This window comes from Microbacterium jepli (assembly GCF_047237905.1).
GTDB lineage: Bacteria > Actinomycetota > Actinomycetes > Actinomycetales > Microbacteriaceae > Microbacterium.
In genome coordinates this window covers 2,330,768-2,342,428 of sequence record NZ_JBDFLW010000005.1, presented here as the reverse complement: position 1 = coordinate 2,342,428, position 11,661 = coordinate 2,330,768, and the positions used below count along the sequence as shown (strand labels likewise).

13 protein-coding genes are annotated in these 11,661 nt (G+C 70.7%); 12 read left to right on the top strand and 1 reads right to left on the bottom strand.

Features of this window, described 5'->3' with window-relative positions:
- Nucleotides 1–12 precede the first annotated feature (12 nt).
- Nucleotides 13–759, top strand: coding sequence for a bifunctional 1-(5-phosphoribosyl)-5-((5-phosphoribosylamino)methylideneamino)imidazole-4-carboxamide isomerase/phosphoribosylanthranilate isomerase PriA (gene priA, locus ABC304_RS15350; RefSeq protein WP_412931960.1), 747 nt, complete (start codon nucleotides 13–15; stop codon nucleotides 757–759).
- Entirely contained in the window at nucleotides 743–1,549 is an 807-nt protein-coding gene (locus ABC304_RS15345) for an SseB family protein (RefSeq protein ID WP_412931957.1), read from the top strand. Before priA ends, ABC304_RS15345 begins: the two co-directional genes overlap by 17 nt.
- Before the next feature lie 63 nt (nucleotides 1,550–1,612).
- Here the strand turns inward: ABC304_RS15345 and ABC304_RS15340 are convergent, their stop codons facing one another.
- Nucleotides 1,613–2,029: a DUF1844 domain-containing protein gene (locus tag ABC304_RS15340; protein WP_412931955.1), complete on the bottom strand. Its 417-nt coding sequence runs from the start codon at nucleotides 2,027–2,029 to the stop codon at nucleotides 1,613–1,615.
- Nucleotides 2,030–2,265: 236 nt separating this feature from the next.
- Here ABC304_RS15340 and infC point away from each other — a divergent pair, with 236 nt between their 5' ends.
- The 10 genes from infC to pheT all read left to right on the top strand — a co-directional run bounded on the left by infC (nucleotide 2,266) and on the right by pheT (nucleotide 11,621).
- The gene (gene infC / locus ABC304_RS15335) at nucleotides 2,266–2,943 is read left to right on the top strand and encodes a translation initiation factor IF-3 (protein WP_412931952.1); all 678 of its coding nucleotides are present in this window, start codon (nucleotides 2,266–2,268) and stop codon (nucleotides 2,941–2,943) included.
- Nucleotides 2,944–3,014: 71 nt separating this feature from the next.
- The gene (gene rpmI, locus ABC304_RS15330) at nucleotides 3,015–3,209 is read left to right on the top strand and encodes a 50S ribosomal protein L35 (RefSeq protein ID WP_412931951.1); all 195 of its coding nucleotides are present in this window, start codon (nucleotides 3,015–3,017) and stop codon (nucleotides 3,207–3,209) included.
- A 32-nt stretch (nucleotides 3,210–3,241) separates the two neighbouring features.
- Complete coding sequence (rplT, locus tag ABC304_RS15325; protein ID WP_412931948.1) at nucleotides 3,242–3,622, top strand: 50S ribosomal protein L20; 381 nt, start codon at nucleotides 3,242–3,244, stop codon at nucleotides 3,620–3,622.
- Between the two features lie 89 nt (nucleotides 3,623–3,711).
- Nucleotides 3,712–4,512, top strand: a complete 801-nt coding sequence (locus tag ABC304_RS15320; protein WP_412931946.1) for a TrmH family RNA methyltransferase — start codon at nucleotides 3,712–3,714, stop codon at nucleotides 4,510–4,512.
- Between the two features lie 85 nt (nucleotides 4,513–4,597).
- Nucleotides 4,598–5,380 (top strand): amino acid ABC transporter ATP-binding protein, encoded by a 783-nt coding sequence (locus ABC304_RS15315; protein ID WP_412931945.1) that lies wholly within the window; start codon nucleotides 4,598–4,600, stop codon nucleotides 5,378–5,380.
- Nucleotides 5,381–5,454: 74 nt separating this feature from the next.
- Complete coding sequence (locus ABC304_RS15310; protein WP_412931942.1) at nucleotides 5,455–6,360, top strand: glutamate ABC transporter substrate-binding protein; 906 nt, start codon at nucleotides 5,455–5,457, stop codon at nucleotides 6,358–6,360.
- Nucleotides 6,361–6,470: 110 nt separating this feature from the next.
- Nucleotides 6,471–7,118: an amino acid ABC transporter permease gene (locus tag ABC304_RS15305; protein WP_412931939.1), complete on the top strand. Its 648-nt coding sequence runs from the start codon at nucleotides 6,471–6,473 to the stop codon at nucleotides 7,116–7,118.
- Nucleotides 7,115–8,017, top strand: coding sequence for an amino acid ABC transporter permease (locus tag ABC304_RS15300; protein ID WP_412931937.1), 903 nt, complete (start codon nucleotides 7,115–7,117; stop codon nucleotides 8,015–8,017). Before ABC304_RS15305 ends, ABC304_RS15300 begins: the two co-directional genes overlap by 4 nt.
- Nucleotides 8,018–8,061: 44 nt before the next feature.
- A complete protein-coding gene (gene pheS, locus ABC304_RS15295; RefSeq protein WP_412931936.1) occupies nucleotides 8,062–9,111 on the top strand; it encodes a phenylalanine--tRNA ligase subunit alpha in 1,050 nt (349 codons plus the stop codon).
- The gene (pheT, locus tag ABC304_RS15290) at nucleotides 9,111–11,621 is read left to right on the top strand and encodes a phenylalanine--tRNA ligase subunit beta (RefSeq protein ID WP_412931935.1); all 2,511 of its coding nucleotides are present in this window, start codon (nucleotides 9,111–9,113) and stop codon (nucleotides 11,619–11,621) included. The genes pheS and pheT overlap by 1 nt, the downstream gene beginning before the upstream one ends.
- Nucleotides 11,622–11,661: the final 40 nt, after the last annotated feature.

Below are 11,661 nucleotides of genomic sequence, written 5' to 3'. Positions count from 1 at the left end.
AACGAATGAGCCATGAACGATTTCGCCTCCACGCCCGAGCTGATCCTCCTCCCGGCCGTCGACGTCGCCGAGGGGAAGGCGGTCCGTCTCACCCAGGGTGAGGCCGGCAGCGAGACGAGCTACGGCGACCCGGTCGACGCCGCCCTCGAGTGGGCGCGCCAGGGGGCGCAGTGGATCCACCTCGTCGACCTCGACGCGGCCTTCGGGCGCGGGAACAACGCGGGCGTGCTGCGCAAGGTGATCAAGCAGGTGCGCGGCGTGCACGTCGAGCTGTCGGGCGGCATCCGCGACGACGAGTCGCTCGACGCCGCCCTCGAGAGCGGCGCCACGCGCGTGAACCTCGGCACCGCCGCCCTCGAGAACCCCGAGTGGGCCGCCGACGTCATCGCCCGCTACGGCGAGGCCGTCGCCGTGGGACTCGACGTGCGCGGCACCACGCTCGCCGCCCGGGGCTGGACGCGCGACGGCGGCGACCTCTGGACGGTGCTGGACCGCCTGGAGTCCGCAGGCTGCAGCCGCTACGTCGTCACCGACGTCACGAAGGACGGCACCCTGCAGGGCCCCAACCTGGAACTGCTGCGCGAGATGACCGGCCGCACGCCGAAGCCCGTGGTCGCCTCGGGCGGCATCTCGAGCCTTGACGACATCGCCGCCCTGCGCGAGCTCGTGCCGCTGGGCGTCGAGGGTGCGATCGTGGGCAAGGCCCTGTACGCCGGAGCCTTCACCCTGGCCGAGGCGCTCGATGTCGCCGGAGGCTGACCCCCCGCACGATCACGGCCACCACGCGGGCGACTCCGCCGGCGTGCCGTGGGAGGGTCGCGCGTTCGAGTCGAACCCGCATTCCGGTGACGACGGCTCCGCCGATCCGGCTCTGCTGGCGGCGCTCCGCGCCTTCCGTGCGGGGGAGGGCTCGCAGACCGACGTCGTGGACGCCTACCGCTCCGCGCGTCTGCTGATCCCACTCGTGGCGCAGAAGGGCGAGACGGGCGTGGCCCCCTCGGGCCTGACGGTCGACAAGACCCAGGAGCTGTCGATCGTCACCGTCGCCGCGCCCGACGGCCGCCGCGTGCTGCCGGTCTTCACATCGGTGGAGACGATGGGTCGATGGGATGCCGCGGCTCGCCCCGTGCCCGCTCCCGGAGTGCGCACGGCGCTGGCCGCCGCGGACGACGACAGCGAGCTCATCGTCATCGACCCCGGCTCGGACACCGAGTTCATCCTGCGGCGTCCGGCGGTGTGGGCGATCGCCCAGTCGCAGGCGTGGGACCCGTCGTTCGCCTCGCCCGACGTCTTCTCCGCCCTGCAGGCGAGCGTGGCCGGGGAGCTCGCGGTGCTCGACCTGACCGTGCAGCCCGGCGACCCCGACGCCCGCCTCCGCGGCCCGGAGCTCGTCGTCCGCCTCGAGCTCATGGAGGGGCTCGATCAGGCTCAGCTCGATGCCGTGCTGTCGAGGCTGGCGCGCCGCTGGGCGGCGGATGACCGCATCGCGGTGCTGGTGGACTCGCTCACCGTGAAGCTCGTGCGCTCCGCAGAGCCGCCGATCGGCTGACGCGTGCGACCGACGACCGGCCGTGGATCGACGGCGCCGGTCGGCTGACGAGAGGAACCTCGGTCAGTTGACGGGGCCGGTCCACTTCTCGCCGGGCCCCTTGCCGATCGGATCGGGGATGACGGAGGCCTCGCGGAAGGCCAGCTGCAGCGACCGGAGCCCGTCGCGCAGAGAGCGGGCGTGCATGTCGCTGATCTCGGGGGCGCCCGCCGTGATGAGGCCGGCGAGGGCGTTGATGAGCTTGCGCGCCTCGTCGAGGTCCATCTCCGCGTCGGGGTCGTGCGCGAGGCCGACCTTGACGGCGGCGGCGCTCATCAGGTGAACGGCGGCCGTCGTGATGACCTCGACGGCGGGCACGTCGGCGATGTCGCGGGTCGCCTCCGAGGCGGCGCGCTCCTGCTCCTCCCACCGGGCCTGACGCGGGTCGGCGGCGTCCTCCGGGGTCTCGAGCGGGCTGTCGTTGCCGGGAATCGTGTGCACGTCGTTCTCTCTGCTAAACTTCAGGGGACTCCGGGGCTCTCGCCCTGGATCGCAAGAGGATCACATCCCACCCGCGCTTGCCGTTCCAGGCTACCGGGTCACGCACTCCGCCCCGTCCCACCCGGATGAGGTAGGCCCTCACGGGTGATGGGTGCAGAGCCGGCGCTCCGCGTCGTGCCGGGTGGAATGCCCTCCTGCGTCCGTGACGCCGACCGCGTCGCGGTCTCATCACCCGCATGAAAGAGGAGTTCCGCATCAGCGATCCCCGCACCAACGACCGCATCCGCGTCCCCGAGGTCCGCCTCGTCGGACCCGCGGGTGAGCAGGTCGGCGTCGTCCGCATCGAGGTGGCACTGCGCCTGGCCCAGGAGGCCGACCTCGATCTCGTCGAGGTGGCCCCGAACTCGAAGCCCCCCGTGGTCAAGATCATGGACTACGGCAAGTTCAAGTACGAGGCTGCGCAGAAGGCCAAGGAAGCGCGTCGCAATCAGGCGAACACCGTCCTCAAGGAGGTCCGGTTCCGTCTGAAGATCGAGGCTCACGACTACATAACCAAGCTCAAGCGCGCCGAGGGCTTCCTCCAGTCCGGCGACAAGGTCAAGGCCATGATCCTGTTCCGCGGACGCGAGCAGTCGCGCCCCGAGCAGGGCGTCCGGCTCCTCCGCAAGTTCGCGGAGGACGTCGCGGAGTTCGGAACGGTGGAATCCAACCCCACCATCGACGGCCGCAACATGGTGATGGTCGTGGCTCCGCACAAGAACAAGTCCGAGGTCAAGACCGAGCAGAACGCCCAGCGCGCGGCCAACAAGGAAGCCGCACGCTCGGCCCGCACCGGTGGACCCGACGACGAGGACGACGAGACGGTGGATGCTGCACCAGCACCCGCCGCGACGGCGCCCGCCTCGGCCGAATAAGCCCCCACAGACTCCCGCCCCGGCGGGACACCGACTCCCGCCCGCGGGAATCCGAACCGAAAGAAGAAGAGATGCCGAAGCAGAAGACCCACTCGGGTGCCAAGAAGCGCTTCAAGGTCACCGGCAGCGGCAAGCTGATGAAGCAGCAGGCCGGCATGCGCCACAACCTCGAGGGCAAGTCGTCGCGTCGCACGCGCCGTCTCAACCAGGAGCAGGTCCTGGCCCCGGGCGACGCCAAGGCCGCGAAGAAGCTCCTCGGCCGCTGACGCGGACCGACGCACGTTAGGAACAGAAAGTCATGGCAAGAGTCAAGCGGGCGGTAAACGCCCACAAGAAGCGTCGGGTCATCCTCGAGCGCGCCAAGGGTTACCGCGGACAGCGGTCGCGCCTGTACCGCAAGGCGAAGGAGCAGGTCACCCACTCCCTCGTCTACGCGTACCGTGACCGTCGCAAGCGCAAGGGCGACTTCCGTCGTCTGTGGATCCAGCGCATCAACGCCGCGAGCCGCCAGAACGGCCTCACGTACAACCGTCTGATCCAGGGTCTGGGTCTCGCGGGCGTGCAGGTCGACCGTCGCATGCTCGCGGAGCTCGCGGTCAACGAGCCCGCGACCTTTGCGTCGCTGGTGGCGACCGCGAAGGCCGCGCTGCCGACCGACGTGAACGCCAAGAAGGCGTAAGCACCGGCATCCTGATCGACGGGGCGTCTCTCTGCGGAGAGGCGCCCCGTCGTCATGTCCGGCCGGGCCGCCCGCCCTAGACTGAAGCCGTGCTGGAGAATCCCCGCTCGCCGCGCGTGCGCGCGGTGGCGAAGCTGACCAAGCGCAGTGCGCGCGAGGAGACCGGGCTGTTCCTCCTCGAGGGGCCGCAGGCCGCGCGCGAGCTCCTCGCGCACCGTGCCGAGACGCTGGTGGAGCTGTTCGCGACGCCCACCGCGATGGAGCGGCACACCGATGTGAGGGATGCCGCGGCCGCCGCCGGGGTCGAGATCGAGTTCACCACCGAGGCGGTGCTCGACGCCATGGCCGACACCGTCACCCCGCAGGGCATCGTGGGCGTGGCGCGGCAGGCGCCGACGTCGGTGCGCGACGTCTTCGCCGCGGGGCCGCGCCTCGTCGCCGTCTGCGAGGAGGTCCGCGACCCGGGCAATCTCGGCACGATCATCCGCGCCGCCGACGCGGCCGGCGCCGACGCGGTCGTCCTCACGGGACGCACCGTGGACCCGTACAACCCGAAGGTGGTGCGTGCGACCACCGGCTCCCTCTTCCATCTGCCCGTGGCGGTGGGTGTCGAGCTCACCGCCGTCGTCGACCTCGCCCGCGGCGCCGGCCTCCAGGTGGTGGCCGCCGACGTGGGCGGGAGCGACTTCCTGGCCGCCCGTCCGCTCCTCGGCCGACCGACCGCGTGGGTGTTCGGCAACGAAGCACGCGGCCTCGACGACGAGGCCCTCGCGCTGGTCGACCGGTCGCTCCGTCTGCCCATCTACGGCAGCGCCGAGTCGCTGAATCTGGCCACTGCGGCCAGCGTCTGCCTGTACGAGACGGCGTTCGCGCAGCGCGCCCCCGTCTGACGATCGCGTTCCGGCCCTGTTACAGATCGGTAAAGGTCGCGGCGTGCGTTTGGCGTCCGGCACAGCCCGTACATAGTTTGGGGTCATGGTGACCTCCGATTCATCGCCGACGGAGGCCTCGGCCCCCGCCGGTGCGCCCCTCGTCGTGATCTCCGGCGTGCAGAAGCACTACGGCGACTTTCAAGCACTCACCGACGTCGATCTGACCGTCCACAAGGGCGAGGTCGTCGTCGTGATCGGCCCGTCGGGGTCGGGCAAGTCGACGCTCTGCCGCACCATCAACCGCCTCGAGACGATCACCTCCGGGTCGATCACCATCGACGGCAAGGAGCTGCCCAAGGAGGGCAAGGGGCTCGCGAACCTGCGCGCCGACGTGGGGATGGTGTTCCAGTCCTTCAACCTGTTCGCCCACCTCACGATCCTCGAGAACGTGACGCTCGGACCGATCAAGGTCCGCAAGATGAAGAAGGCCGACGCCGAGCGCGAGGCCCAGGTGCTCCTCGACCGCGTCGGCGTGGGCCACCAGGCCTCCAAGCTCCCGGCGCAGCTCTCGGGCGGCCAGCAGCAGCGCGTGGCGATCGCCCGTGCGCTGGCCATGAACCCGAAGGTGATGCTCTTCGACGAGCCCACCAGCGCACTCGACCCCGAGATGATCAATGAGGTCCTCGACGTGATGGTCGGCCTCGCGCAGGACGGCATGACGATGATCGTCGTCACCCACGAGATGGGCTTCGCCCGCAAGGCGGCCGACCGCGTCGTCTTCATGGCCGACGGCCGCATCCTCGAGGACGCCCAGCCCGAAGAGTTCTTCACAAGCCCGCGGTCCGATCGCGCCAAGGACTTCCTCTCCAAGCTCATCACCCACTGAGCCCGCACCCGTCCGCCGTCATGCACCGTCGGCGGAGAGCAAGAAAACGCATACGAAACCCAGGAGGACATCACATGCGCACCAACCGCATCATCGCCGGCGTCGGACTCACCGCCGCCGCGCTGCTCGCGCTCACGGCCTGCAACAGCGGAACGCCCGGGGCCGCCCCGGCGGAGAGCGGCGCCGCCGGCTCCGACGGCGCCCTGTTCGAGGTCGCCACCGACGTCACGATCGCCGACAGCCCGACCTTCGACGCGATCACCGAGCGCGGCAGCGTCAAGGTCGGCGTCAAGGAGGACCAGCCCGGTCTCGGCTACCTCGACCCGACCACCAACGAGCGCTCCGGCTTCGACGTCGACATCGCACGCTGGATCGCGGCGTCGCTGGGCTACGACGAGGACAAGATCGAGTTCACCTCGATCCCCTCGGCCAACCGCGAGCAGGCCATCATCAACGGCGACATCGACTACTACGTCGGCACCTACTCGATCACCGACAAGCGCAAGGACCAGATCTCCTTCGCCGGCCCGTACTTCGTCACCGGCCAGGGCCTGCTGGTCGCGGCCGACAGCGACATCACGAGCGTCGACGACCTGTCCGGCAAGAACGTCTGCTCGGCCACGGGCTCCACCTCGATCCAGCGGATCAAGGACGAGCACCCCGAGGCGACCACCACGGAGTTCGACACGTACTCGCAGTGCGTCGAGCAGCTCAAGTCCGGTCAGGTCGACGCGGTGACCACCGACGAGGCCATCCTCATCGGCTACGCCGCCCAGGACCCCGACAACCTCAAGGTCGTCGGCGACGTCTTCAGCGAGGAGCGCTACGGCGTCGGCATCCAGAAGGACGACACGGCGTTCGTGGAGTTCGTCAACACGATGCTGACCGACGGCGGCGACACCTGGACCGCGATCTTCGACAAGAACCTGGGCGCCTCCGGCGTCGAGGCGACGCAACCGAAGGTCGACGCGGCCGAGTAAGACCCGTGGCGGCGTCATCCCGTGTCGGATGACGCCGCCACCCGCCTCCGGCCGGCTCCCGCCGGCCGGAGGCCCACCACACTGATCGACGAGAGCGACAAGGGGCCGCTGTGGGGATCATCACCGACAACCTCGACCTGTGGGGCGAGGCGCTGTGGGGAACCGTCATCCTGTTCCTGGCGGGCGGGGCGCTGGCGCTCGTGCTCGGGGTCATCGTCGGCGCCATGCGCGTCTCGCCGATCCCGGTCGCCCGCACCGTGGGCGCCCTCTACGTCAACACCGTCCGCAACACCCCGCTCACCCTGATCTTCTTCTTCTTCGCCTTCGGAGCCCCGCTCCTCGTCGACTTCCGCGTGAACTTCCTGATCCTCGGCATCCTCGCGCTCGGTCTGTACACGGCCACCTACGTGGCGGAGACGCTCCGCTCCGGCATCAACACCGTGCCGGTCGGCCAGGCAGAGGCGGCCCGGGCGCTCGGCCTCACCTTCGGCCAGGTCATGACGCTGGTCGTGCTCCCGCAGGCGGGCCGGTCCGTCATCCCCCCGATGATGAGCGTGCTCATCGCCCTGCTGAAGAACACCACGGTCGCCGCCGGCTTCTCGGTGCTCAACCTGGGGTCCATCCGCGCCAATCTTAGCGAGCGCGGAGAGAACGCCTTCGGCGTCATCCTGTGGGTGATGCTCGTCTTCGTCGTCCTGGTGCTGCTGCTGGCGGCCGTGCAGAGATACCTCGAGAACAAGTGGAGGGTCGCGCGATGAGCTCCGTCCTGTACGACGTGCCCGGCCCGAAGGCCATCGTCCGCAACCGCATCCTCGGTGCTGCGACCGTCGTCGTGGTGCTCGCCCTCCTGGGCTTCGTGGTGTGGCGCTTCGCCATCACGGGTCAGTTCAGCGCCCAGAAGTGGTCGGTCTTCACGTATTCGGCCATCTGGGAGGCCTTCGGCCTCGCCGCCCTGCGCACGCTGGCGGCCTTCGCGTCCGCCGCGGTCGGAGCCGTCGTCCTCGGCTTCGTCCTCGCGATCGCCCGTCTGTCCGACCACGCGTGGGTCCGCATCCCGGCGACCGCGATCGTCGAGGTGCTCCGCGCCATCCCCGTGCTCGTGCTGATGCTGTTCCTCTACTACGGCCTGCCCGTCATCGACATCAAGCTGGGCTCGTACCTCTCGGTCGTCATCGCACTCGTCGTCTACAACGGCGCGGTCATCTCTGAGATCCTGCGCGCGGGCATCGAGTCGCTGCCGCGCGGGCAGAAGGAGGCGGGCTACGCCATCGGCCTGCGGAAGGCCGGCGTGATGCAGCTGATCCTGCTCCCGCAGGCGATCCGCGCGATGCTCCCCGTGATCATCGCCCAGCTCGTGGTCACCCTGAAGGACACCGCGCTCGGCTTCATCATCACCTACCCCGAGCTGCTGTACTTCGCCAAGACCCTCGGATCGAACGCGCTCTACGGCTCGCCGCTCATCCCCTCCGCGATCGTCGCCGGCGCCATCTACATCGGACTGTGCCTGCTGCTGTCCTGGGCGGCGCAGACGGTGGAGAAGCGACTGCGTCGCTCTCCGCGGGCGGTCGCGCCCACCGCGGGGGCCCCCACGCGCGAGGGCATCACCGACACGTCCCTCATCGTCGCCCAGCGCGACGCGCCCGACCTGAAGGCCTGACGCCGGGCTCGGCGGCCGCGCGGCCGTCGGTAGACTCGATTCTCGTGTCCGACGCCCCTGAGAACCCGCCCATCACGCCGGAGGCGGTGGATGCCGCGGTCCAGGCCGCCATCGACGCCGTGGCCGCCGCAGCCGACACCGCGCAGCTGAAGGCGGCCCGCGCCGCGCACAGCGCCGAGGGCTCGCCCCTCGCCCGCCTGAACGCGCAGCTGCGCAACGTCGCCCCGGCGCAGAAGGCCGAGTTCGGCAAGCTGGTGGGACAGGCCCGCGGACGCGTCAACCAGGCCTTCGCCGCCCGCGAGCTCGAGCTCGCCGAGGCCGAGACGGCCGCCCGGCTCGACGCCGAGCGGGTGGACGTGACGGCCCTGGCGTCCCGCGCGCGGGTGGGGGCGCGGCATCCGATGACCCTCCTCCAGGAGCAGATCGCCGACATCTTCGTCGGCATGGGGTGGGAGATCGCCGAGGGGCCGGAGCTCGAGCACGAGTGGTACAACTTCGACGCTTTGAACTTCGACGTCGACCACCCGGCGCGTCAGATGCAGGACACGTTCTTCGTCGATCCGGTCTCGCGGCACCTCGTCATGCGCACGCACACGAGCCCCGTGCAGGTGCGCTCCATGCTCGAGCGCGACCTGCCGATCTACGTGCTCTGCCCCGGCCGCGTCTACCGCACCGACGAGTTCGACGCCACGCACCTGCCCGTCTTCACCCAGTTCGAGGGGCTCGTCATCGACAAGGGCATCACCATGGCGCACCTCAAGGGCACCCTCGACCACGCCGCGCGCGTGCTGTTCGGGCCCGAGGCCAAGACGCGCTTCCGCGCGAACTACTTCCCCTTCACCGAGCCGTCCGCCGAGCTCGACCTGTGGCATCCCACCTTCAAGGGCGGCGCCCGCTGGATCGAGTGGGGCGGCTGCGGCATGGTCAACCCGAACGTGTTGCGCGCGGCGGGGATCGACCCGGAGGAGTACTCCGGCTTCGCGTTCGGCATGGGGATCGAGCGGACGCTCATGTTCCGCAGCGACGTGCAGGACATGCGCGACATGGCCGAGGGCGATGTCCGCTTCAGCGAGCAGTTCGGGATGGTGGTCTGATGCGCGTTCCGCTGTCCTGGCTCCGCGAGTTCGTCGACCTCCCGGCGGACGTCACGCCCGAGGCCGTGCTCGCAGATCTCGTGCGCGTCGGCTTCGAGGAGGAGGACGTCCATCGCTTCGAGCTGACCGGGCCGATCGTCGTCGGCGAGGTCGTGTCCTTCGACGCCGAGCCCCAGTCCAACGGCAAGACGATCCGCTGGTGTCAGGTGGACGTCGGCGAGGCCGAGGGGGGAGTGCGCGGCATCGTCTGCGGCGCCGGCAACTTCTTCGCCGGTGACAAGGTCGTCGTCACGCTCCCGGGCGCCGTGCTGCCCGGGCCCTTCCCGATCGCCGCGCGCAAGACCTACGGTCACGTGTCCGACGGCATGATCGCTTCGGCCAAGGAGCTCGGCCTCGGCGACGAGCACTCCGGCATCCTTCGCCTCGTCGAGCTCGGAATCGACGCACCCGTCGGCACCGACGCCATCGCCCTCCTCGGCTTGGACGACGTGGCCGTGGACATCAACGTCACCCCCGACCGCGGCTACGCCCTGTCGGTGCGCGGCGTGGCCCGTGAGTACTCCCACGCCACCGGCGCGGCCTTCCGTGACCCGGGGCTGCGGCCGTGGGGAGAGGTCAACCTCCACGACGAGCAGGCGTTCTCGGTCGCCGTCGACGACCGGGCGCCGATCCGCGGACGCGAGGGGGCCACGGAGTTCGTCGCCCGCATCGTGCGCGACGTCGACCCGACCAAGCCGACGCCGGCCTGGATGGTCGCCCGCCTGACGCTGGCCGGCATCCGCTCGCTCGGCATCCTCATCGACATCACCAACTACGTGATGATCGAGCTCGGTCAGCCGATCCACGGCTACGACCTCGATCGCCTCACCGGCGGCATCACCGTGCGCCGCGCGCAGCAGGGCGAGACCCTCGAGACGCTCGACGGCAAGGTGCGCACGCTCGACCCCGAGGACCTCCTCATCACCGACGAGTCCGGCCCCATCGGCCTGGCCGGTGTCATGGGCGGCGGCACGACCGAGATGACGGATGCCACCCGCAACGTCCTGATCGAGGCGGCGACCTTCGACACCGTGTCGATCGCCCGCACGGCGAGGCGCCACAAGCTGCCGTCGGAGGCCTCGCGTCGCTTCGAACGCGGTGTCGACCCGGCGATCGCGTTCGTGGCCGCCGCGCGCGTCGCCGAGCTCATGGTGGCCTACGCGGGCGGCACCGACACGCGCGCCGGCGGCGCGCTGCTGCGCGCGTACGAGACGCCGGGCATCGACCTGCCCAGCGGCTTCGTCCCGGGTCTCATCGGCGTCGCCTACACGCCGGAGGAGATCGTCGCTGCGCTGGAGATGATCGGATGCCGCGTCACAGCCGGTGCCGACGGCTGGGCCGTGTCGCCCCCGACGTGGAGACCCGATCTCACCGACAGGTGGACGCTGGCCGAGGAGGTCGCCCGCATCGAGGGCTACGACCGCATCCCCTCGATGCTGCCCACGCCGCCCTCGGGTCGCGGGCTCACGCTCGCCCAGCAGGGTCGGCGCCGAACGGCGAACGCCCTGGCTGCGGCCGGCTACGTCGAGACGCCGTCGTTCCCGTTCACCACCGAGGCCGCGAACGACCTGCACGGCTCCGAGTCGGGGGAGCACCTGCCGAGCATCAAGCTTGCCAACCCCCTCGACGGGCAGTCGCCGTTCCTGCGCCGCTCGCTCGTGCCCGGTCTGCTGGAGGTCGCGCACCGCAACGTCTCGCGCGGCTTCACCGACCTCGCCCTCTTCGAGACGGGCATGGTCTTCCTCCCCGCGCCCGGCGTGACCTACGGCACCGACACCGTGCCGCCGCTGGCGACGCGGCCGGATGCGGCGACCCTCGCCGCGCTCGATGACGCGATCCCGCCGCAGCCGCGGCACGTGGCGGTGCTCCTGACGGGCAACGTCTCGCCCAAGCAGCCCGGTCACCCGTCCGTCGCCGCGGACGTCGCCGACGCGCTGGACGCGGTCCGCACGATCGCCGCCGCCGCCGGGGTGACGGTGGACGTCGCCCAGACCCGCCGCGCCGCCCTGCACCCGGGACGCACCGCGGTGCTGTCGGTGCACGGCAGGGAGGTGGGCTACGCCGGCGAGTTGCTGCCCGCGGTGGCGGAGGCGGCCGAGCTGCCGGGACGGGTGATCGTCGCCGAGCTCGACCTCGACCTCGCGCTGTCGCTCGCGGGCGAGCGCGTGGTCGCGGCATCCCTCTCGGGCTTCCCGGCCGCCACCCAGGACGTCTCGCTGGTGCTGGATGCCGAGGTGCCCGCGGCCGATGTCGGCGCGGCTCTGCACGACGGTGCCGGCGCGCTGCTGGAGTCGCTGCGCCTGGTGGACGACTACCGGGGCGCGGGGGTGCCGGAGGGTGCGAAGAGCCTCACCTTCGCCCTGCGCTTCCGGGCTCCGGACCGCACGCTGACCGCCGCGGAGGCCACGGAGTCGAAGCTGGCCGGCGTCGCCGTCGCCGCCCAGCGCTTCGGCGCGACCCTGCGCGAGTAGCCGGGGCCTCGCGCCGCGGCATCCGCTCTGCTGGGATGGG

What these genes read in the sequence shown, in the direction of transcription:
- ABC304_RS15310 (WP_412931942.1), top strand. Translation starts at nt 5,455, where the DNA reads ATGCGCACCAACCGCATCATCGCCGGCGTCGGACTCACCGCCGCCGCG.
- infC (WP_412931952.1), top strand. Translation starts at nt 2,266, where the DNA reads ATGAAAGAGGAGTTCCGCATCAGCGATCCCCGCACCAACGACCGCATC.
- priA (WP_412931960.1), top strand. Translation starts at nt 13, where the DNA reads ATGAACGATTTCGCCTCCACGCCCGAGCTGATCCTCCTCCCGGCCGTC.
- pheT (WP_412931935.1), top strand. Translation starts at nt 9,111, where the DNA reads ATGCGCGTTCCGCTGTCCTGGCTCCGCGAGTTCGTCGACCTCCCGGCG.
- rpmI (WP_412931951.1), top strand. Translation starts at nt 3,015, where the DNA reads ATGCCGAAGCAGAAGACCCACTCGGGTGCCAAGAAGCGCTTCAAGGTC.
- ABC304_RS15300 (WP_412931937.1), top strand. Translation starts at nt 7,115, where the DNA reads ATGAGCTCCGTCCTGTACGACGTGCCCGGCCCGAAGGCCATCGTCCGC.
- rplT (WP_412931948.1), top strand. Translation starts at nt 3,242, where the DNA reads ATGGCAAGAGTCAAGCGGGCGGTAAACGCCCACAAGAAGCGTCGGGTC.
- ABC304_RS15315 (WP_412931945.1), top strand. Translation starts at nt 4,598, where the DNA reads ATGGTGACCTCCGATTCATCGCCGACGGAGGCCTCGGCCCCCGCCGGT.
- ABC304_RS15345 (WP_412931957.1), top strand. Translation starts at nt 743, where the DNA reads ATGTCGCCGGAGGCTGACCCCCCGCACGATCACGGCCACCACGCGGGC.